Here is a 24,521-nt window from a genome sequence, read left to right as displayed (position 1 = left end):
CCTGTCAAACATTTGTTTTGCTTGGCTTTGCTGCTTCGTTTTGAGATCCCTTAGGGAAAACCCGTATGCGTTGCTGCAAAGAGAAAGAACTATAGCACCGTTAATGAACAACCCACAAGCTATTTATGACAAACAAATGAAGAATTTATGAAGATTTTTATAATACCCAATTAATTCAATTGGTTAGGATTTTGATGATTCTGACGGTACCCGCCTTTCAACGCCGCTAACGTAGCCAAGGAACACTCCGCACGCCTCAAAACACACCGAAAACCAGCTACGACCACATAAAACTCCTTATCTACGCCTCCCCTACTCTAGCGATACGCCTTGATATCGCACTGCCTAGGTAAAGCAGCTATCAAACACACCACCTCTAGTCATGGACCATCACTGCGCAAACAGTCTTCACTATATAGAGATGCTATATATATAGAGTACGGCACATAGGTCATGCCGAAGGGGAACGACGCTTCGACGAGTCGCCTGTCTATATAGTGAAACTAGAAAAGATAGGACTATCTTATATATATAGAGAGAGAGGCATCCAATCCAACCCACCTAGAACGCATACAAGCCAGAACCATTAGCTACTTATATGGAGCCCATCTCCAACCCGCCTCCGCTAGCCTTTTGCTTAGCCGGCAGCAACAAGGAACACCGCTCCCTCTACACCGCTTCTAAGCAAAAAAAGAGGCTCTATATATAGAGCCTCTTTATCTATCTAAGTCCATGTGCACCAAGCAGACTGACTACACGTACTTATGAACCCGCTTTTTTTAGCCGCCCACGGAATTGCTCTCTGAACTTACGTAACTTAGGCTCAATCACCACACGGCAATACCCTTGCTGCGGATTACGCTCGTAATACTCATGGTGCACCATCTCAGCCGGCCAAAATCGGCTTGCCGCTCGCAATTGGGTGACTACAGGCATCGCCACTAGCTGAGCCACCTTCTGAATCATAGCCTCTGCTTGTGTGCGTTGCTGTTGCGACTGGTAAAAGATAACCGACGCATACTGTGTTCCTACATCATTACCCTGCCTATCTAGTGTGGTGGGATCATGAATAGCAAAAAACACAGCCAGTAACTCTTCAAAATCTATACGCTGAGGGTCGAAACGAATTTGAACCACCTCGATGTGGCCGGTATGTCCAGCGCAAACCTCTTCGTAACTAGGACTCTCTAACTTTCCTCCAGCATAACCAGGCAAAACTTGCTCTACTCCATCTAGCTGGCTAAACGCTGGCTCCAAACACCAAAAACAGCCTCCACCTAAGAGGGCGATCTCTAGCTGTCTATCTTCATGCTTGTCCATAATTATTCTCCTGTACCAACCTTCTACTCTATACACGAACCAGCATAAGTCATAGAGTTTACTCACATGGATTAGTGGCCTCTTCTTATGATACCTAAACTGCAGATTCATTAAAGCTCACTTTTTGTACAGTACGTTGTGCTTTCATTCAGCCATGAAGACTCACCTGCCGTCGAGCGCTATGCACACGGTCTATTTTATTTCCTATAAAACCAAAAAAATAAATTAACAAACAACACTACTATCATAAATAAAGAAATTTTACTTCCATACTTATAAAAACTAATATCTATAGAATTTATTATATTTATTCACATAAAGCCCTTTTACTATATTTGTTATGCGCGGCCCTATATCATTATCAATTCTGTCTTTAGTTAAGATGAACTCCGTAGCGCTGCAATTGATAACCATATAGTTACCATCTACATCCGTAAACGGTACAGCAACACTGTTTACTCCCTTCCTCCACTCCCCCAGCGATACACAAAACCCTTGCAGCTTGTAATCATGCAATGCCTGCCTTACCCCTGCGTCAACGCCAGGCCAAGCGGGAACCTCTACCTGCAACTTTTCTATAAGCGCATTACGTTTAGCCTCTGTTAACCCAGACAAATACGCTCTACCCATCGCTGTTGCTGCCATAGGAAAACGCGCCCCTATCTCGTTGCGCATATCCGTTGCTAGATCTCCGCGCATGGTATCTATGCAGACCATACTCAATCTATCACCCATATTGATTGAGACCGTTGCCTGCGCATACTCAGCTAACCGCACCAATGACGGCCTTAACTTCTCTAGCACATGCAAACTAGATAAAAACACATGACTAAATGACATCACCCCCACACCTAAGGAGTACTTGGACAGCACAGGCGAAAAATCCAAATAGCCTAGTTTCACCAGCGTTCCTGCCAACCTCGCCACAGACGGTTTTGGAATACCCGAACGCCTAGACAGCTCCGCAACCCCCACAAAGCGCTCATCTGTGCCGAAACATCGCAAAAGCTCGAACCCTCTGCCCAGCGCATATACAAAACTTCGCTCTTTGGGAGTGTCAGTCAGCCCAATGAAATCATTTCTCTTATAACTTCTCTTCATATGGATGACCCCTTAATTATTATCAACTTATTCTTTCATCCAAATAAATTTGAGGTCAATTAAAATAGACTTTTGTTCCGCAGAACAAAACAATTTCCCATAAAGTTCTGTCAGGCGAAATCAATAGATAAATCACAGCAACAACCAATCAAATTCACAAACAGATTAATTCTTAGCAAACTGCTTTAAACATTGGCTAATAGTTCCGCCTAGCAAAACGATTCATAAAAAATGCAGATAGAACACACGACAAACACATCATTACCACCCGACATAGTGTCTCAGCTAAAGAGTCCTATTGCAGCGCAATGCATGCCTACGAACCATCGCCAAAATCACGTATAGCCTATTCATTCCCCACCCTGCTGCTCTTTTAGTCCCACACAGCGGGAACGAAGTACTACCAACATCTGTCATAATGGTTATTGCACTTTGAACTGCCATCGCATGCATGGCCCCTCCCGCCTACTCCACCTCTAGACTACCTATGCTTGTACATCCCCAGTTTGATCCCATTGCTCTACAACTAGGCCCTATCGCCATTCATTGGTATGGCTTGATGTACCTCACTGGCTTCGCACTAGTATGGTTGTTAGGCACAGCACGCATACGCAAGGGCCTCGCCCCCGTAAACCGCCAGGGCTTGGAAGACTTAATCTTTTATTGTGTAGCCGGCGTAATACTAGGCGGGCGCTTGGGTTATGTGCTGTTTTACAAGCCTGCGTATTACTTACAGCACCCCATAGAAATTTTTTATGTCTGGCAAGGCGGCATGGCCTTCCATGGAGGCTTGTTGGGGGTATTAGCAGCCATGGCGCTTTTTGCGTACAAACGCAAAATCGGCTTTTTCACACTGAGCGATTTTCTTGCCCCCTTGGTGCCACTAGGCTTAGCTGCAGGCCGATTAGGTAATTTCATTAACGGCGAGCTATGGGGTAGAGCCAGTTCTATGCCATGGGCAATGGTATTCCCTCAAGCACAAGATGGTATAGCCAGACACCCTTCACAGCTTTATCAAATGAGCTTAGAAGGCATTTTGCTGTTTATTATTCTTTGGCTATACAGCAGCAAACCTCGCGCCACCGGTAAAGTCAGCGGCTTATTTTTAATAGGCTACGGTTTTTTCCGCTTCATTGTGGAATTCACCCGCGAACCTGATAGTTTTTTAGGCTTGTTAACAGCTGGCCTATCCATGGGCCAGCTGTTGTCACTACCCATGATTCTCGTCGGGCTGTTTATTTTCCTCCGAGCAGGTAAACAGAACCATTCACCGACACACTAACTTGTTCTGTACCGCTTTCTAGCGGCATACTTTCTGTGCTCACTGCTTTAAATGAGCCTGCGTCTGCCGCCATTGCACGCATCACAGGTGGACGGTAATAACCACCCGAGCCACCTACATTCACTTCGTTCAAGCGGTAGTCTGCATAGCCCATTGTGGTTGCGATTTGCTTTGCACGGCTTTGAAAACGCTTGATCGCATCTTCAGTCAGAGTTTCTTCGTGCTTAGCACGCGCCTCTGGAGACACTGAGAAACTTAAGCCTGAAATAGGCATATCCTTGGACATCTTAGCGGCTAACTCACCTGCGGCTGCCACATTAGTGGACTCCAACTGCACTTCTGCCCTGCCACGCCAGCCCGTAATCGCACCTTTTCTATCGCTATTTGGGTAGATACGGTAATTGCCACTACTCACTTTCACCAGCTCTTGCTTGCGCCCTTCCGCCAACACAGCGTCTAAGGCTTCACGCAGTTTTTTATCTACGTTAGCTTGCTGAGCATCATCAAACTCAGCAGCAAGATAAATAGTCACTGTATCTTGCTCTACCTCAGCGTAAGCTTCTGACTGCAAACTGATGACTGGCGGGCGCTGTAAAGCCTTAGACGCATCATCCTCGTTAGCCATCGCGCTCAACGGCAATGCCAGCATTCCATACGCAGCCAAAACTGCTGCCACTGCTTTTTTGGAAGAAAAGGTTCGTTTAGTCCGCATAGAAGCTCCTTAACAAAAAAAGCCCGTTGCAAAATGCAACGAGCTTCAAAAAATTGCCCCACCTGTGCCGTCAAGGCTGGCATCCTGGGAACCGAGGGTCCAAAGATTGGCCGCCATCATATAAGTTTCGGGTTCGCTATCTTGTAGCGATCGCTCCTGCTTATAAATCCAGCGACCTGAATGCCATAAGCATTGGTTCAAGGAATATATAGCCACGTCACGAACACGGCAGGGACTTACTGGGTAATCCATCGCTTTTACAGCATGGATCAAAATTTTTAACGTGCAGCGGTTTCAGGACCAACAACTTGATCGATCAACTGGTGCATGTCCTCTATTCTACGCTGGAAATCGCCCAATGCAATATTACTTAGTGGACCATCCGGTGCGCGCAATGTCAGGAATTCTAAAGCCAACTGTATAGCGACCATAGAAGCGATGCGTTCGTTGCCCACGACCTTCCCGCTATCTTGCACACGCTTCATACGTTTTTCCACATGCGCAACCGCTGCCAACAAGTCGGCTTTTTCAGAAGGAGCACATGCCAAGGTGTACTCACGCCCTAACAAGGTAATATTAATACGTTCCATGTTTATTCCTGCGGGATATGGCCTGGCAAACGCTGCAACACAGCCGTGACTTGGTCACGCGCTTGTTCTGCAACCTGACGCAACTCTTCATTATGCCCCAGACTAAGCTCCAGTTGATCTCTGAGCTTTTGAGCTTCGTCTTGGTGCTGTACCAGCTCAACAAAAAGAGCTTCCTGCACTTGCTCTGCCTGTTTGCGAGCAGCATCCACATCGGCTTGATGTCGCACCGAAATTTCTGCCATCGAGGCATATTCGGTTTGCTGCTTATCGAGCTGGTCTCGTAATGACGCGCACTCTCCTTCTAAGGTTTTAATGCGTGACAAAAGAACAGCCCTTTCGGACTTGAGCTGATTAGCATACGCGGCCAACGCGCTAAGTCTGTCGGCTAGATGGTTAAGATCCTGGAGCATAGTTATGTAGTAGACGAGTAGTCAGAACCATTCAAAACATGTGCACATCATAACCCTGAACAGCGCTGCTCATGCTAAAAAAGTCTGCTCTTAGCAAAAATCGCCCTGATGCCACACTGGAATTTTAGTCTAAACTGGACAGGAATGCCCTCACACAGGCATGATCGTAACCCTTAACCTTTTCACTCGTAAATCCCTAGCACAGCGGCTTCACTAGGAGTACTCCATGCCCTCTATACAGAAAAAAATGTATGCCCCTTTGTCCTCAGCAAAAGTAGCCTTTATAGGTTTGGGGGTAATGGGCTTTCCAATGGCTGGTCACCTTGCTCAAGCTGGCCACCATGTCACCGTTTACAACCGCACGCACAGCAAAGCACTGGCTTGGCAGAAAGAGTTTGGTAACCACGTGTCGACCACACCAGCCGAAGCTGCTAAAGATGCCGATTTCGTGATGTTCTGTGTAGGCAATGACGATGACCTACGTGAAGTGATTCAAGGTGAAAATGGTGCCCTGCGCCATGCTAAAGCAGGCAGCCTATTTATTGATCACACCACCGCCTCGGCCAATGTCGCTCGTGAAATGGCTATTGTGTGCGGTGAAAAATCCGTAGGTTTCATGGATGCCCCCATTTCAGGTGGGCAAAGTGGTGCGGAAGCCGGAAAACTCAGCATTATGTGCGGCGGCTCTGACGAACACTTCAAGAAAGCACTGCCTTACTTGGAACACTACGGCACCATCATTGAACTCTTGGGCGACACAGGCTCTGGCCAACTGTGCAAAATGGTCAACCAGATTTGTGTGGTCAGCGTTATTCAAGGCTTGGCCGAAGCATTGGCCTTTGGTGAGAACGCAGGCTTAGACATGCAGCGCGTCGTTAAAGTGATTGGTGGTGGCGCAGCATCGAGCTGGCAAATGCATAATCGCAGCCAAACCATGCTGGATCGCGAGTTTGACTTTGGTTTCGCCGTTGACTGGGTACGCAAAGACTTAGGCTTGGTACTAAACGAAGCCCGCAACAATGGTGCTCGCTTGCCCATTACTGCATTGATTGATCAGTTATACGCACAAGTTCAAGAACAAGGCGGCGGCCGACTGGATAGCTCTAGCCTGATCACTCTGCTAGGTAAATCTCAAGCCCCACAATCATAAATAAAAAAAAGCGACACACCGTGCTGGTGTGTCGCCATGCTTTGTCATTCAGACGGTAAAATTAGACTTTTAGTTGCTGTCTTTACCTTACCGCCGGGATGTAAGCGTTGTCTCAGATATCGGGACTCTTGCCTGTGTTTGAACAATAAGCCTGATAGCTCATTCAGTGCCTGCAAATACACCTCGCGTTTGAAGTCGATGACGGCATCCATAGGAACCCAGTATTGGCTCCAACGCCATGCATCGAATTCAGGTGTAGAGGAGGTACGCAAGCTAACATCGCTGTCACGTCCCACCATACGCAGCAAAAACCAAATTTGTTTTTGCCCTTTATAGTGGCCTCGTGACTCACGACGTATATAGTGATTGGGAACGTTATACCGTAACCAATCGCGGGTCCGCCCCAAAATACGCACGTGTTCGGGAAGCAAACCAACTTCCTCGTAAAGCTCCCGGTACATAGCTTGCACCGGACTTTCACCGTAGTTGATGCCCCCTTGAGGAAACTGCCAGGCATGTTCCCGGATACGTTTCCCCCAGAACACTTCATTCTTGCGATTTGCCAGAATGATGCCAACATTGGGACGGTAGCCTTCACGGTCTAACATGGGCCACCTCTATGCAAAATTCAATACAATTACCTTAATTATACGTATCACTTGAGTTCACTACCATGCATGCAAGCCAGTATCACATTAATACCTTAAAAGAAGCCCCTACAGAAGCCGAAGTTACCAGCCATCAATTGATGACCCGAGCCGGTATGATTCGCCGCGCCGCCGGTGGTATCTACTCCTACATGCCCTTGGGTTTGAAAGTATTGCGCAAGATTGAAAACATTGTGCGCGAAGAGATGGACCGCGCTGGCGCACTGGAATTGTTGATGCCTGTAGTACAGCCTGCCGAACTATGGCAAGAGTCCGGTCGTTGGGATAAATACGGCGCTGAACTGCTGCGCATCAAAGACCGACACAACCGTGACTTTATTTTGCAACCTACCTCGGAAGAGCTGGTTACTGATATCGCACGCAACGAAGTACACAGCTGGCGCCAACTGCCCGTGAACTTCTACCATATCCAAACCAAATTCCGTGATGAGCGACGCCCTCGCTTTGGCTTGATGCGTGGTCGCGAGTTCACCATGAAAGACGCCTACTCTTTCGACCGTGACGTAGAATCTGCACAAGCCAGCTACGACAACATGTTTAATGCCTACATGCGCATTTTCTCGCGCCTAGGCTTAGAGTTCCGTGCGGTTGCTGCGGATACTGGCTCTATTGGTGGTTCTCGCAGCCACGAGTTCCAAGTGATTGCCGATACCGGTGAAGACGCCCTGGTTTACAACCCAGAAACCGATTACGCCGCCAACATGGAACTGGCCGAAGCCGCATGTTTGATCGCAGAACGTGCCGCACCTACCCGTGAACTGACTAAAGTTGCTACCCCAGCCGCCTCCAAGTGCGAAGCCGTTGCTGAACTGTTAGGCCGTCCATTAACCGACACAGTGAAATCCGTCGTTCTGGCTACTGACATTACCGACGAAAAAACCAAAGCTATTACGACAAAAATCTGGTTGTTGCTGATTCGTGGTGATCACGAGCTCAACGAAGTAAAAGTATCCAAGCTGGCTGGTTTCGAACAAGGCCATCGCTTGGCAACTGAAGCCGAAATCGTAGAAACCTTTGGCTGCAAACCTGGCTTCCTAGGCCCTATCAACACCAAGCAACCTGTTGCCATGGTGGTAGATAGCACCGTCGCCAACATGCATGACTTCATTTGCGGCGCTAACGAAGAAGAGTTCCACTATGACGGCGTGAACTGGGACCGTGATTTGCCAGAACCTACCGTGGCTGACCTGCGTAACGTAGTACATGGCGACCCAGACCCTCGTGGTGGCACACTGGCTATTCAGCGCGGTATTGAAGTGGGTCACGTGTTTTTCTTGGGTGATACCTACTCCAAAAAACTGAATGCTACGTTCCTAGACAAAGATGGCAAACCTAGCATCATGCAAATGGGCTGCTACGGTATTGGCGTAAGCCGTATTGCCGCTGCTGCCATTGAGCAAAACCACGATGAAAAAGGTATGATCTGGCCACGCGCTATTGCACCTTTTGAAGTAGTGGTCTGCGGGCTAGGCCTAAACAAAAGTGAAGTCGCTCGCGCTGAAGCCGAGAAAATCTACACAGCGCTGAAAGCTAAAGGCGTTGATGTGATTTTCGATGATAGAGACATTCGCCCCGGCGTGATGTTTGCTGATTGGGAGCTCATTGGCGTGCCTGTACGCATCACCGTAGGCGAGCGTGGTCTGCAAGAAAACATTGTAGAACTGCAAGCAAGACGTGACGGCATAGTACAAAAAGTAGCACCCGACACCGTGGTAGAAGAGGCTCTGCGCCTACTGGAAACACTATGATACAGATTCGCGTATATTACGAAGACACAGATGCAGGAGGCATTGTATTCTATGCCAACTATTTGAAGTTCTTTGAACGTGCGCGTACTGAATGGTTACGAGGACTGGGCATTAACCAGTCCTCTATGGCAGCAACTACTGGGCAAATATTTGTTGTCAAGAATGTTGAAATACAATATCGAAAACCGGCTGGTTTAGACGATCTGCTAACCATTCAAAGCACCATCCAACACCTTGGCTCTGCCTCTATCACTTTTCAGCAAAGCGCATGGCGTGATACTGAACTGTTATGCGAAAGTAGCGTCCAAGTAGTTTGTGTGGGCGCCGAAAATCTGCGACCAGCCAAGTTCAACCCCGAATTACGTTCTACTCTGGAAAAGGCATTAGACTAACCATGCAACCCACAGGCGATCTGTCGCTACTGACCCTACTACTTGATGCCAGCATCCCAGTACAGCTGGTAATGCTAATTTTGCTCGGTATCTCTGTTCTTTCTTGGGCGTATATATTCAGTAAGCGTGCCACGCTGAAACGCGCAACAGAACAAACCCGAGATTTCGAAGACGATTTTTGGGCAGGTGGTGATCTAAGTGCCCTGCAGCAATCTATTGGTTCCCGCCGCGATGAACACGGTGCTTTAGCCCGTATTTTCGAAGCAGGTATGGCAGAGTTCTTAAAAGCCCGTCGCACATCGCAACGTGGTGAAGCATTGCTGGACGGCCCTCGTCGTGCCATGCGCGCCGCCTACCAACGTGAACTGGATAACTTAGAAACCAACCTAAGCTTCTTAGCTTCTGCTGGTTCGGTTAGCCCTTACATTGGTTTGCTGGGGACTGTCTGGGGGATTATGCACGCGTTTATCGGTTTGTCTGGTGCGCAATCCGCTACGCTGGCATCCGTTGCCCCCGGTATTGCAGAAGCATTGATTGCAACAGCCATTGGTCTGTTTGCTGCGATTCCTGCTGTGGTAGCGTACAACCGCTACACCACAGAGATCGATAGACTATCTATTCGTTTTGATGGCTTTATCGATGAGTTCCTGAACATTCTGCAACGCCAGGTGCAATAAGTATGCCATCCATACGTAACAGTACAGGACGCGGTCGCCGCCGGCTGAAAAATGACATCAATGTGGTGCCTTACATTGATGTCATGTTAGTACTGCTGGTGATTTTCATGGTGACAGCCCCCATGATCACGCCCGGAATTATCGATTTACCTACCGTAGGGCAGGCTTCTGAAGTGCGTGCCGTGCCTATTGAGGTTCAAGTAGATAAAGAAGGAAAAGTCGCGTTGCGCTTGCGTGAAGGTGGCTCTGAATTCAAAGATATAGATAAAGCCAACCTAATCGCTGAAATCCAAACACTGATGCAAAATGACAATCCCATCGTCATTGCAGCCGATGGCAAAGTTCCTTACGAAACCATTATGGAACTCATGGATCAACTGCGCAGTCAAGGCTTTACCCGCTTGGGTCTGCTAGTCAATAAAGACGAGTAGGTATGAAAGTATTCAAGCACGCATTACGTCAATACCGGTCGCTTACACCCGAAGCCCAAGACCAGCGTCGCGGGCTTACGTACGCCCTGGTTTTGCACGGCCTACTGTTGCTTGCTTTGGTACTCAGCCTTTTTGCCACTCCCCGCTCTCCTAATCCCGTACAGATAGAACTATGGGCTGAAGGCGATGTGGCTATTGCAGAAAACCAAGACGAGCCCATCACAGCCCCCGATGAACCAGAACCCGAGCCCGATCCTACTCCTGTAGCACCTAAGGAGCCTGAGGTCGCGCCCGAGCCTACTCCCGTTCAAAGTACACCTCCTGAGGTTGACCCTGATATTGCGTTGTCTGAAGCCAAACGCAAGAAAGAAGAGGAAGATCGCCTGAAAGCTGAAGCCGCTCGCAAAGCACGCGAAGAGGCTGAACGTAAAGCCAAAGAGGAAGCAGATCGCAAGGCTCGCGCCGAAGCTGATCAACGCGCCAGAACCGAAGCTGAACGTAAAGCACGCGAAGAAGCTGAACGCAAGGCACGTGAAGAAGCAGATCAACGTGCACGCGCTGAAGCTGAGCGTAAGGCCCGCGAAGAAGCTGAGCAACGAGCACGTGCTGAAACTGAACGTAAAGCACGTGAAGAGACAGAGCGCAAAGCGCGTGAAGCAGCCGAACAACGCGCACGAGCCGAAGCACAGCGTAAAGCACGTGAAGAAGCCGAGCGCAAAGCCCGCGAAGATGCCTTCCGTGCCGCCATGTTGGGCGACGGACAGCAAATTGCTGGCGCTGCAGGTGGTACAGCTAACCGCAACCAAGTCGGTGGCGGTGGTGGTAATGACGGCTACGGCGCACAGGTTCGTGCCTGCGTACGCCCTAATGTCATTTACAATACTCCTGCACGCAATGGACGTAACAATCCAACACTAAGTTACCGCGCTGATCTAAATAGTGATGGTACGGTACGTAGTGTACGAATACTGAGATCATCGGGTATTGCCCTGTTCGATGATGCAGTACAAAAAGGGATAGCTAAATGCTCGCCCTTCCCCAAACCGCCTAATGGCCGCTATCCTTCGTATATTGATGGCGAATATCGTATGTACGAGTAATCAGGAGAATACCGAACATGACCGCAGCATACTCCGCTAACATCCAGGGCCGCCGTCGTTGGCGCTCCATGTTCGCCGGGCTTGTCGCTCTGGCGGCAGGACTGTTGAGCACCAGCCCAGCCCAAGCACAACTTCGGGTGGATATTTCCGGTGTAGGGGCCACCCAGTACCCCATCGCCGTGGCTGACTTTGCCAACAACCAGGCAGCCCAGTCCGTGGCCGAAATCATCCGCGCCGACCTTAGTCGTTCTGGTCAATTCCAACTGATCAACACTAACGGTAGCTCGCTGGATGTGAACAGCACTGTTGAGCCTAATGATTGGCGTAACCGTGGCGCAGACTACCTGGCCTATGGTTCCGTAACCCAAGACGGTGGCCAATACACCGTTCAATACCGCCTGATCGATACGGTTAATAAAAATGAAATGGATGCCATCGCGTTTGCGGGCTCAGAGAAAGAGCTACGCCGCGTTTCGCACCAAATTGCTGACCGTATTTACGAGAAAATCACGGGTGTTCGTGGCGTATTTTCCACACGAATTGCCTATGTGTTACAAAATGGCGACAACTACGAACTGCAGATTGCAGACGCTGATGGGCAGAACCCACAGGTCATGCTGCGTTCTAAACAGCCCATCATTTCTCCGGCTTGGTCGCCAGATGGTAGCAAAATTGCCTACGTTAGCTTTGAAACCGAAAAGCCTGTAGTCTATGTACAGACCCTAGCTACGGGTAAACGCGAACCAGTTGCTAACTTCAAAGGCAATAACAGCGCCCCTGCTTGGGCTCCGGATGGCCAACAATTGGCGGTAGTTCTGTCTCGTGATGGTATTTCACAAATCTATACCATTAACGCAGATGGTTCCGGATTGCGCCGCATCATGCGCTCGCCATTGATTGATACAGAACCTACTTTTTCACCTGATGGCAGCTCGTTGGTGTTCACCAGTGACCGCGGCGGAAACCCACAAATTTATGAAGTCCCTGTAAATGGTGGTGAAGCACGTCGCATTACCTATAATGGGAGCTACAATATATCGCCTGAGGTTTCTCCCGACGGCAATAACCTTGTTTATATTACACGCAGGAATGGTGCATACCGCGTTGCTATTCAAGACATGGCAACAGGCTCTGAACAACTACTGACAAATGGTTCTGACGACCAGTCTCCAAGTTTTGCGCCTAATGGCATGCAAGTGCTTTACAGCTCGAATCAAGGCGGACGTAGCGTACTGGCTGTAACATCTGTTGACGGACGCGTGCGGCAAACCCTGTCATCATTGAACGGAAGAGTACGTGAACCAACCTGGGGTCCATTTACTAATTAACTCGTTTTCTGTGTGACTCTTTTTAAAAGGAACTCGAATGAGCTCGCGCATTTTTAAAGGTTTTTTATTAGCTTCCATGTCCATGGTATTGGCAGCATGTAGTTCTGTTGCCTTGGACGAGAATGGCAGTGGCACTGGTGGCGGTTCTACCGGTACAACCTCTGGCCAAATTATGGATCCGTTCAACCCACAAAGCCCTCTGGCACAACAACGCTCTGTCTACTTCGAGTTTGACAGCTACGTTGTTCCTGAGCAGTACCGTGGCTTGGTAGAGATGCACTCTACCTACCTGAGCAGTCACCCACAACAGCACATCCGTATCGAAGGTAACGCGGATGAGCGCGGTGGTTCCGAGTACAACTTGGCTCTGGGTCAGCGCCGTTCCGACGCAGTTGCTCGCATGATGAGCCTGCTGGGTGTAAACGCGAACCAAATCGAAGCTATCAGCTTCGGTAAAGAGCGTCCTCGTGCTCACGGTAACACCGAAGCCGACTACGCTGAAAACCGTCGTGCAGACATCGTTTACCAGCGTTAATTTTTAAAAGCTGGTTTACACTAAACGCCGTGGTGGCAAGTTTGCCCATCACGGCGTTTTTATTGACTCGAGACACTGACATGAAGAACTTGCCTTTACGCCGACTGTTATTGCCCTCCTTTGCTTCGCTGTTTCTCTTTACAGCGATGCCTGCCGAAGCTTTTGCTGATGATGAAGCCAGACGCGCGATTCTGGAACTACGCCAGCAAGTACGCCAAATGAATGAGCAAAACCAGCAAGCCCGCCTGCGCTTAGCAGACGAGGTAGAAATGCTGCGCCAAGAGGTTGCCACACTACGCGGTAAAGTAGAGCAGCTCAGCTGGCAGAACTCCCAAGGTCAAGAAGGCGATACAAACCAGACCTTGTTTGACGACCCTCAAGAGCAAGCCGCTTACGAAGGCGCCATGGACCTCTACCGTAGTGGTCAATATCCGCAAGCAGCCAGTGGCTTCTCTGCCTTTATTGATGCCTACCCAAACAGCCCACAACTAGACGAAGTTCGTTTTTACGAAGGCAGTGCGCTGTACGCCTCACGTAACTTCCGTGGTGCTATTCAGAAGCTACAAGCGCTGGTTAAGGATCGCCCAGGCAGTCCACGCGCCGCTGATGCTTTGATGGTTATTGCCTCTAGTGAAGTAGAGCAAAACGATCTAGCGGGTGCACAAAAAACGCTGCAACGCATCGTTAAAGACTACCCCGGTACAGCTGCAGCAGACACGGCAAAAAATCGCCTAGAACTACTGCGTTAATATCGTTACGTCTCAAAAACGCTCCACCTACTTGTGGGGCGTTTTTTCTCTTCTATAGCTTTTTATCATGCTGGAACCCACCGCCTCTTCCCCTCTTTACCTAGATCAGGGCTCAGGCTCACCAGTTGTGCTCGTACATGGTTCCTTGTGCGACTACCGATACTGGCGCTGGCAACTTAGCGACCTGTCGCACACGCATCGTGTCATCGCCCCTAGCTTGGCTGGCTATTGGCCCAGCTTAGATCTACCGAATTTTGACGCCCGCACACAAGCCCACACACTGCTGCAGCAGCTAGACGCTTTATTAGGCCCTGACAGCCGCTTTCACATTGTTGGCCACTCACGTGGTGCTGTCGTGACTTTGCTGCTCGCAGAGCTCGCCCCCACACGCTTGAAGTCGCTCACGCTGGCGGATCCAGGGTTGGTGCAATCCACTCAAGCTCCAGCAGCCCCATACTTGCAAGACGCCTGTACCTTAATAGACCAAGGCGATGTGGATGCAGGTCTTGCCTTATTCGTGGATGCGGTAAATGGCGAAGGTACGTGGCGTCAGATGGTGCGTTGGTTTAGGGAAATGGTGCACGATAATGCCGCTACCTTAGGACCACAATCACACGAACAACGCTACCTTGTAGATTTACCTGCTTTATCTACACAACTGCACTGCCCTGTACTTTTTATGGGTGGACAGCATAGTCCGACGCGCTATGCGGAATGCATACAACAGCTACTACAATTTTTCCCTCATGCCTATGAGGTGACTATTGCTCACGCTGCGCACGGCATGAATCTAGCCAACCCCAAAGCCTTTAATCAAAGCTTATTGCGCTTTTTGGCCGCAACAGATAACCAACAAGCCAGAACTGGCTCGGCGCTAGAACCATAAAAAAACAGGGCTATAAGCCCTGTTTTTTTATGCTGTGTATAACTTTTCTTAATGCGAATGCTCGTTACGTGCACCCGCTGCACGCACTTCGCACTGTGCCGTTGCCACTTGCTGATTGCTAAACAAGAAACGCATCGTCACATGCTCACCCACATCCACAGGACTAGATGGTTTTTCTAGCATGGCGTGGTAACCACCCGGCACGAAATCCAACTGGCTGCCGGCGGCGATATCAATTTTATCGGCCATACGCATTTTCGCCAGACCATCTTCGGTTACGGTTTGGTGCAGCATGATATCGCCATAACGATCGGATTCCGCTGCCAACAACTGTACCGTTTCGCTGCCGTTATTAAGCACCTCAAAATAGCCGGCGGATGGTGCTGGCGTAGGAATGTTTCGGATCCAACAATGCTGCACTGAGACAGTAGTCGCTGTGCTGGCGTGCTGCCACATAGCACTGTGATCCATCATGGCATGACCACCATGCCCCTGCGCTTGTACACTCATTGCCACACCCAATGCACCCAGCACGCCCAAAATAGTTACTGTTTTTTTCATGAGATTTCCTGTTTGTTTTCTATAGATATAGGTATTACGTATGGGCCTATAGCCCTGGCCACACTAGCGTGGCTGTGCCATACATCAACAAACAGGCGGAGCTCTTGCACCTAAAGGCAGAACAGACTGACGCAACCCTAGCAAACCGTACTTTCTTGGGCGTAGTAATGCTATGCCAAGTAGCCACACTCCTACAATGGTCGATATGCCATCGCTAGAAATATATTCTTTGCTGTGCCCTGCACCAAAAGCACACTCGTGCACAGGATGACTCTCACCCTCTATGGGTGACGATTGCGCCAAGTGTAAGAAAGCGATATTCTGACTTGATAGCCCGTTGACACAGAATGTCAGGGCAGACATGGCCTCTGCGCCCAAAGGCGCCGGCATAAACCCCACTGGAATCACACCACGCACCAACACCGCTATCAGCAAACATGCTGTTAGCGAGAGTGACATTAAACGCGAGTAAGCTCTGTTCCAGTAGCGCATAACGCAAGTGTACTATGGCAGCCCCCTGCCAACTGTAATTCTAGGGGGTGGTTTTATTTTCTCTTGTAACGGGTATGACAACGAATGCAACGCAAGTAGGCTGGCTACAAGAAATTAAAGCCTCTATCAGCCTAGGCTCCCCCCTTATTCTGACCAATCTGGCACAAATCGCATTGCTAACCACCAATGTGATCTATATAGGCCATCTGGGTAAAGAACAATTGGCCTCAGCTACCTTAGCGGGTGGTATGTACCAAGCGTGCATGATTTTCAGCCTAGGGTTGCTGTCTGCCATTATCCCTATGCTCGCCACCACGCTAGGGAAAGATCGCAATAACAAGCAGGCTATACGTACGATTATTCACCACGGTTTCTATACCGCTCTATTAGTGTGCCTGCCCTTTTGGCTTTTACTCTGGAACAGCGAAAGCATACTGTTAATGCTAGGACAAACGCCCGAGGCCGCGGCAATGGCTGGGCACTACATGCATAACCTGCAATGGGCGTTGCTACCCTATTTATTCTATTTAGTCCTACGCTCGCTACTCGCGGCCTATGAACGCCCACTGTGGACACTACTCATCGCTACCTTAGCGATCTTGCTCAATGCATTGCTAGGGTGGTTACTGATATTTGGTCACTTAGGTCTACCAGCCTTAGGTATCGCTGGCGCAGGGATATCCAGCGTGCTGTCCAGTTTGTTTATGTTCATTGGCATGCTGGTGGTCGCCCATAAACACCCCGAGTTTTCGTTTTTGCAATTGCGTGCTCACCGCTGGACTTTCCAGCCTGCATTGCAATGGGAAATATTAAAACTAGGGTTTCCTATCGCTATCACTTTCACACTAGAAACGATGGTGTTCTACGCTGCCATCATCATGATGGGACTGATTGGTTCCACCTCGTTAGCAGCACATGCCATCACCATGCAAATCTGCACCATCACCTATATGTTCCCGTTAGGATTTGGTCAGGTAGCCACCATACGGGTGGGCTTAGCCAACGGTAGGGCCGACCCACGTGCTGCCGTACGTGCTGGCTGGGCATCGTACCTACTAGGGGTCAGCTGTATGGGAGTCACCGCTATGTTGATGTGGGGCATGCCTGAACAGCTTATTCGCTTCTTCATTAACATTAACGCCCCCGAAAACCGTGCCGTCATTATCACGGCCACGCATTTTATTTTCTTTGCTGCCCTCTTCCAGCTAACCGATGGCGCTCAAGCCGTTGCCGCTGGTATGTTACGAGGCTTATACGATACCCGCACCCCCATGCTGTTGGCCTTGATTGGTTATTGGCTAATAGGCGTTCCTATTGGCGCATGGCTGGCCTTCGGCTTAGATATGGAAGGCGTGGGGATATGGATTGGTTTGGTATGCGGCTTAACTGTTGTAGCCATTCTTATGACGCTACGCTGGTACCGGTATAGCCGACGCCTGCTGGAACGTGAATACGTACGCTAAGCCCTAAAAGAAAACCTGGCAGAAAATCTGCCAGGTTCGGGTGCTGCCTAATACAAGCCCGTTTCCGAGCGAGGCGGCAGGTATCATAGAAGTTCCTTACGCAACTGCGCAGCAGATTTGGGTGACAACAAGCCTGGAGCCACATCAAATACTGTTTTCGCACCTGCATCACCAGCTTGGGCCAAACGGTGTGCTGCACGGGCATAGGCAACCAATACACTAGAGGTGAATTCTGGATTGCTACCCAAGGTCAAGGAGTACTCTACAATTTGCGATGTACCAGCACCGGACACACCACTACGAATCACAAAACCACCATGCGGCATAGCTGAGTGATTGGCTTTCAACTCTGCTTCACTGATGAAATTAACGGTAGTGTCGTAATCAGCAAAGTAATCAGGCATAGTCACGATTTCGTCACGCACGCGTGCTTCGTCTGCTGCATTTTCCAATACCACAAAACATTCACGGCGATGTTTTTCGCGTGTGCTCAGCTCTGGGTTTTCGCCACTACGTACACGGTTCACAGCATCTTCGATTGGCAATGTGTACTGCACGCCAGCTTTAACGCCATCCACACGACGGATTGCATCAGAGTGACCTTGGCTTAAGCCTTTACCCCAGAAAGTGTACGTATTGCCTTCTGGAAGCACTACTTCACCAGCCAAACGGTTCAGCGAGAACAGACCTGGATCCCAACCCACCGAAATAATAGCTACGTTTTTAGTACGGCTAGCTACTGCATCCACGGCAGCAAAGTACTCAGGGATCTTAGCGTGGGTATCAAAACTGTCTATAGTGTTGAACCATTGCGCCAAGTGAGGGCCTTGCTCTGGCAGGTCATTTTTAGAACCACCGCACAGGATCATCACATCCACGCTATCTTTATGCTGTTCAGCATCGTCCAAGCTGTATACCGGCACACCAGCAGTTAACGGTTTCACATCCGCAGGATTACGACGGGTAAAGACCGCAACCAGTTGCATGTCAGGATTCTGTCGCAGGGCTAGCTCTACACCACGCCCCAGATTGCCATAACCAGCAATCGCTACTCGAACAGGAGAACTCATCATTTTTCCTTTATCAATTAACTCATTAACGGGCAAATGCCATACGCACAGCAAAACCAATAAATAACAGCCCTACCGCGGCACTTGCTCCGCTAGCCAAACGACGGCGACGCCTGAACGCGCTGGCCAGACGCGATCCACCAAAAATCAGCGCTGACAAATATGCCATGCTGAAAACTTGCAAGAATACCCCTAACACCAAGAAAGCCAACCAAGGATGGCCTTTGCTGGGGTCTACAAATTGCACAAAAAAGGAAACCAGAAACAAGATGGCTTTAGGATTTAGCAAACTCAGAGTAAGCGCTTTAAACAGGCGACTTTCGCCATGCGCTTTCTCGGTGCTAATGGTGCGTACCTCAACGGCTGGTTGCGGGTGCAACAACGACCATAAAATACGAACGCCTAAATAGGCTAGATACACCGCCCCTACCATTCTGATGGTGTAGAACAAGGCAGGTAAAGTTTGAAGTAACGATGCCGCGCCTGCTGCGGTCAAAAACAGCAAAATACTGTCACCGATAAAAATACCAAGCGCCGCTTTATAACCGTCACGCACACCGTGTGTAGCAGCGGTGGCCAGCACATACAGTGAGTTTGGCCCAGGCAAAAGAATAATCAGGAGCGCACCTGCTAGATAGGTTCCTAAATTGATTACCCCTATACTCTCGAACACCTGCTTCACCTAACTGTAGTGTTAAAAAAACATATTACTCCAACCTACAGCAAGTCTTAACGCACGGCAAAAAAAAACCGGCTCTACGCCGGTAAAAACCCACAAGATATGGTTTTTTCAAAACACGTTACACAGCAGCATCTGCTGTTTCACGCATAGACCCGGTTTGCTCATAGCGCAAGTGCCAGGACAATGCCTCTTCTAAGAGGTGGGGTGTGTGGCCGCCACGCTGACAGGCGCGCTCAAAGTAAGAAGCCATTGTTTCGCGAAAATCGGGGTGTACACAATTTTCAATAATCTTGACAGCACGTTCACGCGGAGCCAACCCTCGCAGGTCAGCCAAACCGCATTCTGTAACCAGAACGTCTACGTCGTGCTCGCAATGATCCACGTGTGACACCATAGGCACCACACGACTAATGTCACCACCTTTGGCCAAAGACTTGGTCACAAAAATAGACAAGTGCGCATTACGGGCAAAATCGCCTGAACCACCAATACCGTTCATCATATGAGTGCCGCTGACATGAGTGGAGTTTACGTTGCCGTAAATATCAAACTCCAATGCCGCATTAATCGCAATAATGCCTAAGCGACGTACCAGTTCAGGGTGGTTACTAATTTCTTGTGGACGCAGCACTACCTGATGACGGTAACGCTCTAGGTTGTCCATAAACTTGTTCATCACAGGCGCTGTCAACGTAACCGATGACGCCGATGCAAAACGCAAATGCCCCGAATCCAGCAACGCTACCGCGCTGTCTTGCAGCACCTCGGAGTACATGCTGAGATTTTTAAATGAGGACTCTGCCAAACCGTACGTGACAGCATTAGCAATAGACCCAATACCTACCTGCAATGGCAGCAGCTCTTCAGTCAATCGACCGGCCTCTACCTCGCCTTGCAAGAAACTCACCACGTGCGCTGCGATTGCATCAGTTTCAGCATCTGGCGGTGTCGCTGTAGAAGGACTGTCTGGTGCATCGGTAATCACGATAGCCGCAATACGCTCTGGATACACCTTAATCGTAGTGTGGCCAATGCGTTCCGAAATTTCAGTAATAGGGATAGGCTGACGGTTAGGTCTATCTTCAGGAATATAGATATCGTGCAGGCCTTCCAACGCCACAGGCATGCTCAGGTTGATTTCCACAATCACTTGCTTAGCTTGAGCCACGAAGTTGGCAGAGTTACCTACTGAGGTAGTGGGCACAATGCCACCATCTTCAGTAATGGCCACAGCTTCAATGACCGCAATATCCACAGGACGCCCACCTTGAGCGCGCAATTGCTCAGCAGGCTGTGAGAGGTGGTAGTCGCAAAACAGCACCTCACCTGCATTAATTTTCTTGCGTAGCGTGGAATCCACTTGGAAAGGCGAGCGTTTGGCCAATAGCCCTGCTTCAGCCATCAAACCATCGCTGCCATTACCCAGTGAAGCACCAGTCAGCAGATTAATACGCAAAGTTTCCTGTTTGGCACGTTCAGCCAGTGCTACTGGCATCGCCTTACAGTCACCCGCACGGGTAAAACCACTCATACCCACGGTCATACCATCACTAAATAAGCGCGCCGCCTGCCCAGCAGTCATAACTTTTTGCTCTAGCGATGCTAATCGTATGCGGTCCTTGAACATTCTAATCTCCTGATTCTAGTGATTGTGGAGGCAGAATATCATTGATAATATGAATAAAATGATTGAATAGCATTCCTTTTATCCATGCCAAAATTATGAACGTAAAAGCCCTGCAATATTTCATTGAAACCGTGCGCCAGCGCAGCTTTACTGTTGCGGCGCAGCATATGGGAGTCACTCAATCCACGGTCAGCAAGATGGTGCGGCAGCTAGAGGATGACTTTGGCGACACCCTCATCATCCGAGAAGCCAAGCAGTTCTTACTGAGCGATAGTGGGCAGGTGGTATGGGAGCGTGGACTAGAGGTGTTGGCCGCTATTCAACGACTAGAAACCGATGTGCGACAAACGCAGGCACTACAGCAAGGCAGGCTAGCGCTGGGCATTCCTCCCATGATTAATCTGCTGTTTACCGACGTGCTAACAACCTTTGCCAAGCGCTATCCCGATATTCAACTGCATATTAAAGAGCTACCCGGTCCTGCCATCGAGCAGCAGGTAGCGCTTCAAGAGTTAGAGTTGGGCTTTAGTATTTTGCCAGTGGCTTCTGACTTAGCCTTGCAAAGCCAAGCCGTGGTATCGCATCAAGTATGGGCCTTAGGTAATGCCTCATTTTTTTCGTCTAAAAGCAAAACCCTGCACATAAAAGACTTAGAGAATATTCCTCAAATATGGATGGGTAACGAGTTTGGTCTGACACGCTTATTGCGACAAGCCTTTGCTAAGGAAGGACTAAGCCCCTATATTGTGGCGCAAAGTAGTCAATGGGACTGGGTAGCATCGCTGGCTAACTCTGGTTTAGGCGTTGCCATACTGCCAGAGCCCTTTTTAGCGCGCTTCCCGCACACACACCTTAAAGCCCTACCCTTAGCCCCTGAACAACTGCGCTGGGAAGTAGCATCGGTATGGAACGGACACTATTTATCGCTGGCAGCACGCGCTTGGCTACAGTGCTGCGAAGAAATACTAGGCGGTCAGTGGCTGCCCGACAACTTACTGGAAAGCGAATAAAAAATGCCCGTCTGGCTTTACACCAGACGGGCATATACTACGTAGATAGTCGCTGAGATTACTCTACCGATGTACGGATCAAGTGATCAAAGGCAGACAATGCAGCCGTTGCACCTTGGCCAGCAGCAATAATGATCTGTTTGTATGGCACGGTCGTTGCATCACCAGCGGCAAACACACCAGGTACCGAGGTTTGACCACGGCTATCCACTTCGATCTCGCCATGTTTGGACAAATCTACCGCGCCTTTCAGCCACTCGGTGTTTGGCACCAAGCCAATTTGAACAAACACACCATCCAACGTTACGTTGTGGCTTTCGCCTGTTGCACGGTTGGTGTACTGCAAGCCTGTTACTTTGGCACCATCACCATGCACTTCTGTAGTTTGTGCTTGGGTCAAGATAGTGACGTTAGGCAAGCTACGCAATTTACGTTGCAGTACCTCATCAGCACGCAGACTTTCGCCGAACTCTAGCAAGGTGACGTGTTTTACCAAGCCTGCCAAGTCAATAGCCGCTTCAACACCCGAGTTACCGCCACCCACTACGGCTACATCTTTGCCTTTAAACAATGGGCCATCGCAGTGCGGGCAGTACGCCACGCCTTTGTTACGGTACTCTTCTTCACCTGGCACACCCAGTTGACGCCACCTAGCGCCTGTGGACAAGATCACAGTCTTGGCTTTAAGCACGCCACCGTTTTCCAGTTTTACCTGAATCTCTTTGCCAGGAATCAGTTGTTCAGCACGTTGCATGTTCATAATGTCTACACCGTAGACCTTCACATGCTCTTCCATTGCTGAGGCCAGTTTAGGCCCTTCTGTTTCCAATACAGAGATGTAGTTCTCAATGGACATGGTATCCATCACCTGACCACCAAAGCGCTCAGCCACTACACCAGTACGAATACCTTTACGTGCAGCGTATACCGCAGCGGCTGCACCAGCAGGGCCACCACCTACCACCAACACATCGAAGGTTTCACGTTTATTAATAGCCTCTGCTTGCGCTTCGCTATCGTTACCACCCATTTTGGCCAACAACTCTTCAGCATTAGCACGACCGTGGTGGAATACCTCACCGTTCAAGAACACGGTAGGTACGGACATAATCTGACGTTTTTCAACTTCAGCTTGGTTAATCGCGCCATCAATAGCAACAGGGCGGATGCGGGGGTTGATAACCGCCATAGCATTCAACGCTTGCACTACATCAGGACAGTTCTGGCAGCTAAGTGAGTAATACACCTCGAACTTGAAGTCGCCATCTAGGTTACGGATGCGTTCCGCAACATCATCGTCTAAACGTACCGCATGCCCACCCACTTGCAAGAGCGCCAATACTAACGAGGCAAACTCGTGACCCAGAGGGATACCAGCAAAGGCGACACTAATGTCAGAGCCTACGCGGTTGATCTTAAACGATGGTTTACGCTCAGCGCTGTCGGCATCTTCACGGTAGGTGATTTTGTCGGACAGACCAGCAATTTGTTCCAGCAACTGACGCAGTTCCAGAGATTTGGCCCCGTCGTCCAGCGACGCAACCAGCTCAATTGGCTGCGTGATTTTTTCTAAGTACGCGTTAAGTTGAGTGACTAAGTTAGCATCCAGCATGAAGGGCTCCTCTGAAATATTTTGTTACATACGTGATCGGACTTGTGTCCGAATATCCGGCCCACCAGGGCCGGATAATGGGTTTACTGCGTAGTAATCTACCCAGTAAACCTAGGCATTAATCCTTAGATTTTGCCAACCAGATCCAGGGAAGGAGTCAGTGTTTTAGCACCTTCTTCCCATTTAGCTGGACATACTTCGCCTGGGTTTTTGGCGATGTACTGAGCTGCTTTAACTTTACGCAGCAACTCTTTAGCATCACGGCCGATACCGTTGTCGTGTACTTCCATGGCTTTGATCACGCCATCTGGGTTCACAACGAATGTACCGCGCAGTGCCATGCCTTCTTCTTCGATCAGCACTTGGAAGTTGCGAGACAACTGCTGTGTTGGGTCTGCCAGCATTGGGTACTGAACTTTACCGATAGCTTCGGAAGTGTCGTGCCATGCTTTGTGAGTGAAATGAGTGTCTGTGGAAACGGAGAACACTTCCACGCCCATTTTTTTGAACTCGTCGTAGTGGTTAGCCAGATCTTCCAACTCTGTTGGGCACACGAAAGTGAAGTCAGCTGGGTAGAAAACGAATACAGCCCATTTACCGGCGATGCTTTCGTTTGTGTACTCTTTGAACTCACCGTTCACATAAGCCTGAGACTTGAAAGGAAGAATCTGTGTGTTGATTAAAGACATGCTAGGTATCTCCATTCAGTGATTAGCAATTAGATAGTGATTTCATTATAGAAAACACATATTGATTTGTGAAATTGATTAATACAATGTTGTTGATTGATTTTTACTATCACCATACCGAAGTAATAATAATCTCACTACCTCCATGGTAACAGGCCTAAGAAGGTAACGCAAAGCCCACTAGGCACGCACTCGTTCTGCTCCATATAGACAACCGCCATAAGAAACCTACTTTT

The 24,521-nt window shown here is 49.3% G+C and carries 26 protein-coding genes and 1 other RNA gene; 13 read left to right on the top strand and 14 right to left on the bottom strand.

The annotated features are described in order from the left end of the window. Nucleotides 1-762 precede the first annotated feature (762 nt). Nucleotides 763-1,320 (bottom strand): peptide-methionine (S)-S-oxide reductase MsrA, encoded by a 558-nt coding sequence (msrA, locus tag GY634_RS03185; protein WP_166407104.1) that lies wholly within the window; start codon nt 1,318-1,320, stop codon nt 763-765. Nucleotides 1,321-1,602: 282 nt separating this feature from the next. After that, nucleotides 1,603-2,421, bottom strand: a complete 819-nt coding sequence (locus GY634_RS03180; RefSeq protein WP_166407103.1) for an IclR family transcriptional regulator — start codon at nt 2,419-2,421, stop codon at nt 1,603-1,605. A 487-nt stretch (nt 2,422-2,908) separates the two neighbouring features. Between GY634_RS03180 and lgt the strand changes: the two genes are divergently transcribed. After that, nucleotides 2,909-3,703 carry a prolipoprotein diacylglyceryl transferase gene (gene lgt, locus GY634_RS03175; RefSeq protein ID WP_166407102.1) on the top strand — a complete coding sequence of 265 codons (795 nt, stop codon included), beginning with the start codon at nt 2,909-2,911 and terminating at the stop codon, nt 3,701-3,703. On the opposite strand, the gene GY634_RS03170 is transcribed toward lgt, so the two are convergent. The 4 genes from GY634_RS03170 to GY634_RS03155 all read right to left on the bottom strand — a co-directional run bounded on the left by GY634_RS03170 (nt 3,657) and on the right by GY634_RS03155 (nt 5,328). After that, complete coding sequence (locus GY634_RS03170; RefSeq protein ID WP_242683586.1) at nt 3,657-4,415, bottom strand: SIMPL domain-containing protein; 759 nt, start codon at nt 4,413-4,415, stop codon at nt 3,657-3,659. The two genes, lgt and GY634_RS03170, sit on opposite strands and share 47 nt — an antisense overlap. 51 nt (nt 4,416-4,466) lie before the next feature. Next, a non-coding RNA gene (ssrS, locus tag GY634_RS03165) (6S RNA) lies at nt 4,467-4,653 on the bottom strand. A 40-nt stretch (nt 4,654-4,693) separates the two neighbouring features. Continuing rightward, nucleotides 4,694-5,005 (bottom strand): cell division protein ZapA, encoded by a 312-nt coding sequence (locus GY634_RS03160; protein WP_166407101.1) that lies wholly within the window; start codon nt 5,003-5,005, stop codon nt 4,694-4,696. Between the two features lie 2 nt (nt 5,006-5,007). Continuing rightward, entirely contained in the window at nt 5,008-5,328 is a 321-nt protein-coding gene (locus tag GY634_RS03155) for a hypothetical protein (protein ID WP_166407100.1), read from the bottom strand. 313 nt (nt 5,329-5,641) lie between these two features. Between GY634_RS03155 and GY634_RS03150 the strand changes: the two genes are divergently transcribed. Next, nucleotides 5,642-6,565 carry an NAD(P)-dependent oxidoreductase gene (locus tag GY634_RS03150; RefSeq protein WP_166407099.1) on the top strand — a complete coding sequence of 308 codons (924 nt, stop codon included), beginning with the start codon at nt 5,642-5,644 and terminating at the stop codon, nt 6,563-6,565. Nucleotides 6,566-6,609: 44 nt separating this feature from the next. On the opposite strand, the gene GY634_RS03145 is transcribed toward GY634_RS03150, so the two are convergent. Next, nucleotides 6,610-7,173 carry an RNA pyrophosphohydrolase gene (locus GY634_RS03145; RefSeq protein ID WP_166407098.1) on the bottom strand — a complete coding sequence of 188 codons (564 nt, stop codon included), beginning with the start codon at nt 7,171-7,173 and terminating at the stop codon, nt 6,610-6,612. Nucleotides 7,174-7,238: 65 nt separating this feature from the next. On the opposite strand from GY634_RS03145, the gene GY634_RS03140 reads away from it, so the two are divergent. From GY634_RS03140 to GY634_RS03100, 9 genes are all read left to right on the top strand, one after another. After that, the gene (locus tag GY634_RS03140; RefSeq protein WP_166407097.1) at nt 7,239-8,981 is read left to right on the top strand and encodes a proline--tRNA ligase; all 1,743 of its coding nucleotides are present in this window, start codon (nt 7,239-7,241) and stop codon (nt 8,979-8,981) included. After that, nucleotides 8,978-9,373, top strand: a complete 396-nt coding sequence (ybgC, locus tag GY634_RS03135; RefSeq protein ID WP_166407096.1) for a tol-pal system-associated acyl-CoA thioesterase — start codon at nt 8,978-8,980, stop codon at nt 9,371-9,373. Before GY634_RS03140 ends, ybgC begins: the two co-directional genes overlap by 4 nt. 2 nt (nt 9,374-9,375) lie before the next feature. Then, nucleotides 9,376-10,050, top strand: coding sequence for a protein TolQ (gene tolQ / locus GY634_RS03130; RefSeq protein ID WP_166407095.1), 675 nt, complete (start codon nt 9,376-9,378; stop codon nt 10,048-10,050). A 2-nt stretch (nt 10,051-10,052) separates the two neighbouring features. Continuing rightward, complete coding sequence (gene tolR, locus GY634_RS03125; protein WP_166407094.1) at nt 10,053-10,481, top strand: protein TolR; 429 nt, start codon at nt 10,053-10,055, stop codon at nt 10,479-10,481. Nucleotides 10,482-10,483: 2 nt separating this feature from the next. Further along, nucleotides 10,484-11,581: a cell envelope integrity protein TolA gene (tolA, locus tag GY634_RS03120; protein ID WP_166407093.1), complete on the top strand. Its 1,098-nt coding sequence runs from the start codon at nt 10,484-10,486 to the stop codon at nt 11,579-11,581. A gap of 17 nt (nt 11,582-11,598) precedes the next feature. Beyond that, nucleotides 11,599-12,909: a Tol-Pal system beta propeller repeat protein TolB gene (gene tolB / locus GY634_RS03115; protein ID WP_166407092.1), complete on the top strand. Its 1,311-nt coding sequence runs from the start codon at nt 11,599-11,601 to the stop codon at nt 12,907-12,909. Between the two features lie 37 nt (nt 12,910-12,946). Beyond that, entirely contained in the window at nt 12,947-13,444 is a 498-nt protein-coding gene (gene pal, locus GY634_RS03110) for a peptidoglycan-associated lipoprotein Pal (RefSeq protein WP_166407091.1), read from the top strand. 80 nt (nt 13,445-13,524) lie between these two features. Continuing rightward, nucleotides 13,525-14,193: a tol-pal system protein YbgF gene (gene ybgF, locus GY634_RS03105; RefSeq protein WP_166407090.1), complete on the top strand. Its 669-nt coding sequence runs from the start codon at nt 13,525-13,527 to the stop codon at nt 14,191-14,193. A gap of 67 nt (nt 14,194-14,260) precedes the next feature. Beyond that, the gene (locus GY634_RS03100; protein ID WP_166407089.1) at nt 14,261-15,079 is read left to right on the top strand and encodes an alpha/beta fold hydrolase; all 819 of its coding nucleotides are present in this window, start codon (nt 14,261-14,263) and stop codon (nt 15,077-15,079) included. 48 nt (nt 15,080-15,127) lie between these two features. On the opposite strand, the gene GY634_RS03095 is transcribed toward GY634_RS03100, so the two are convergent. Further along, entirely contained in the window at nt 15,128-15,640 is a 513-nt protein-coding gene (locus GY634_RS03095) for a copper chaperone PCu(A)C (RefSeq protein WP_166407088.1), read from the bottom strand. Nucleotides 15,641-15,724: 84 nt separating this feature from the next. Beyond that, nucleotides 15,725-16,132 (bottom strand): hypothetical protein, encoded by a 408-nt coding sequence (locus GY634_RS03090; RefSeq protein WP_166407087.1) that lies wholly within the window; start codon nt 16,130-16,132, stop codon nt 15,725-15,727. Nucleotides 16,133-16,206: 74 nt separating this feature from the next. Between GY634_RS03090 and GY634_RS03085 the strand changes: the two genes are divergently transcribed. Beyond that, nucleotides 16,207-17,595, top strand: coding sequence for an MATE family efflux transporter (locus GY634_RS03085; protein ID WP_166407086.1), 1,389 nt, complete (start codon nt 16,207-16,209; stop codon nt 17,593-17,595). Between the two features lie 83 nt (nt 17,596-17,678). Here GY634_RS03085 and GY634_RS03080 read toward each other — a convergent pair whose 3' ends face one another. From GY634_RS03080 to GY634_RS03070, 3 genes are all read right to left on the bottom strand, one after another. Then, nucleotides 17,679-18,665: a diaminopimelate dehydrogenase gene (locus tag GY634_RS03080; protein ID WP_166407085.1), complete on the bottom strand. Its 987-nt coding sequence runs from the start codon at nt 18,663-18,665 to the stop codon at nt 17,679-17,681. A gap of 25 nt (nt 18,666-18,690) precedes the next feature. Continuing rightward, complete coding sequence (gene leuE / locus GY634_RS03075; RefSeq protein ID WP_207625473.1) at nt 18,691-19,338, bottom strand: leucine efflux protein LeuE; 648 nt, start codon at nt 19,336-19,338, stop codon at nt 18,691-18,693. A gap of 127 nt (nt 19,339-19,465) precedes the next feature. After that, nucleotides 19,466-20,974: an acetyl-CoA hydrolase/transferase family protein gene (locus tag GY634_RS03070; protein WP_166407084.1), complete on the bottom strand. Its 1,509-nt coding sequence runs from the start codon at nt 20,972-20,974 to the stop codon at nt 19,466-19,468. A 62-nt stretch (nt 20,975-21,036) separates the two neighbouring features. Here GY634_RS03070 and GY634_RS03065 point away from each other — a divergent pair, with 62 nt between their 5' ends. Further along, entirely contained in the window at nt 21,037-21,984 is a 948-nt protein-coding gene (locus GY634_RS03065) for a LysR family transcriptional regulator (RefSeq protein ID WP_242683585.1), read from the top strand. Between the two features lie 58 nt (nt 21,985-22,042). Here the strand turns inward: GY634_RS03065 and ahpF are convergent, their stop codons facing one another. Further along, nucleotides 22,043-23,596 carry an alkyl hydroperoxide reductase subunit F gene (gene ahpF / locus GY634_RS03060; protein ID WP_166407083.1) on the bottom strand — a complete coding sequence of 518 codons (1,554 nt, stop codon included), beginning with the start codon at nt 23,594-23,596 and terminating at the stop codon, nt 22,043-22,045. Between the two features lie 125 nt (nt 23,597-23,721). Further along, nucleotides 23,722-24,285, bottom strand: coding sequence for an alkyl hydroperoxide reductase subunit C (gene ahpC, locus GY634_RS03055; RefSeq protein WP_166407082.1), 564 nt, complete (start codon nt 24,283-24,285; stop codon nt 23,722-23,724). Nucleotides 24,286-24,521: the final 236 nt, after the last annotated feature.

Origin of the sequence: Paenalcaligenes suwonensis (assembly GCF_011290505.1) — a bacterium.
Classification (GTDB): domain Bacteria; phylum Pseudomonadota; class Gammaproteobacteria; order Burkholderiales; family Burkholderiaceae_B; genus Paenalcaligenes; species Paenalcaligenes suwonensis.
The sequence above is the reverse complement of the archived record's forward strand: the minus strand, read 5'-3'. Positions and strand labels throughout refer to the sequence as shown.

What these genes read in the sequence shown, in the direction of transcription:
- msrA (WP_166407104.1), bottom strand. Translation starts at nt 1,320, where the DNA reads ATGGACAAGCATGAAGATAGACAGCTAGAGATCGCCCTCTTAGGTGGA.
- GY634_RS03180 (WP_166407103.1), bottom strand. Translation starts at nt 2,421, where the DNA reads ATGAAGAGAAGTTATAAGAGAAATGATTTCATTGGGCTGACTGACACT.
- lgt (WP_166407102.1), top strand. Translation starts at nt 2,909, where the DNA reads ATGCTTGTACATCCCCAGTTTGATCCCATTGCTCTACAACTAGGCCCT.
- GY634_RS03170 (WP_242683586.1), bottom strand. Translation starts at nt 4,415, where the DNA reads ATGCGGACTAAACGAACCTTTTCTTCCAAAAAAGCAGTGGCAGCAGTT.
- GY634_RS03160 (WP_166407101.1), bottom strand. Translation starts at nt 5,005, where the DNA reads ATGGAACGTATTAATATTACCTTGTTAGGGCGTGAGTACACCTTGGCA.
- GY634_RS03150 (WP_166407099.1), top strand. Translation starts at nt 5,642, where the DNA reads ATGCCCTCTATACAGAAAAAAATGTATGCCCCTTTGTCCTCAGCAAAA.
- GY634_RS03145 (WP_166407098.1), bottom strand. Translation starts at nt 7,173, where the DNA reads ATGTTAGACCGTGAAGGCTACCGTCCCAATGTTGGCATCATTCTGGCA.
- GY634_RS03140 (WP_166407097.1), top strand. Translation starts at nt 7,239, where the DNA reads ATGCATGCAAGCCAGTATCACATTAATACCTTAAAAGAAGCCCCTACA.
- ybgC (WP_166407096.1), top strand. Translation starts at nt 8,978, where the DNA reads ATGATACAGATTCGCGTATATTACGAAGACACAGATGCAGGAGGCATT.
- tolQ (WP_166407095.1), top strand. Translation starts at nt 9,376, where the DNA reads ATGCAACCCACAGGCGATCTGTCGCTACTGACCCTACTACTTGATGCC.
- tolR (WP_166407094.1), top strand. Translation starts at nt 10,053, where the DNA reads ATGCCATCCATACGTAACAGTACAGGACGCGGTCGCCGCCGGCTGAAA.
- tolA (WP_166407093.1), top strand. Translation starts at nt 10,484, where the DNA reads ATGAAAGTATTCAAGCACGCATTACGTCAATACCGGTCGCTTACACCC.
- tolB (WP_166407092.1), top strand. Translation starts at nt 11,599, where the DNA reads ATGACCGCAGCATACTCCGCTAACATCCAGGGCCGCCGTCGTTGGCGC.
- pal (WP_166407091.1), top strand. Translation starts at nt 12,947, where the DNA reads ATGAGCTCGCGCATTTTTAAAGGTTTTTTATTAGCTTCCATGTCCATG.
- ybgF (WP_166407090.1), top strand. Translation starts at nt 13,525, where the DNA reads ATGAAGAACTTGCCTTTACGCCGACTGTTATTGCCCTCCTTTGCTTCG.
- GY634_RS03100 (WP_166407089.1), top strand. Translation starts at nt 14,261, where the DNA reads ATGCTGGAACCCACCGCCTCTTCCCCTCTTTACCTAGATCAGGGCTCA.
- GY634_RS03095 (WP_166407088.1), bottom strand. Translation starts at nt 15,640, where the DNA reads ATGAAAAAAACAGTAACTATTTTGGGCGTGCTGGGTGCATTGGGTGTG.
- GY634_RS03090 (WP_166407087.1), bottom strand. Translation starts at nt 16,132, where the DNA reads ATGCGCTACTGGAACAGAGCTTACTCGCGTTTAATGTCACTCTCGCTA.
- GY634_RS03085 (WP_166407086.1), top strand. Translation starts at nt 16,207, where the DNA reads ATGACAACGAATGCAACGCAAGTAGGCTGGCTACAAGAAATTAAAGCC.
- GY634_RS03080 (WP_166407085.1), bottom strand. Translation starts at nt 18,665, where the DNA reads ATGAGTTCTCCTGTTCGAGTAGCGATTGCTGGTTATGGCAATCTGGGG.
- GY634_RS03070 (WP_166407084.1), bottom strand. Translation starts at nt 20,974, where the DNA reads ATGTTCAAGGACCGCATACGATTAGCATCGCTAGAGCAAAAAGTTATG.
- ahpF (WP_166407083.1), bottom strand. Translation starts at nt 23,596, where the DNA reads ATGCTGGATGCTAACTTAGTCACTCAACTTAACGCGTACTTAGAAAAA.
- ahpC (WP_166407082.1), bottom strand. Translation starts at nt 24,285, where the DNA reads ATGTCTTTAATCAACACACAGATTCTTCCTTTCAAGTCTCAGGCTTAT.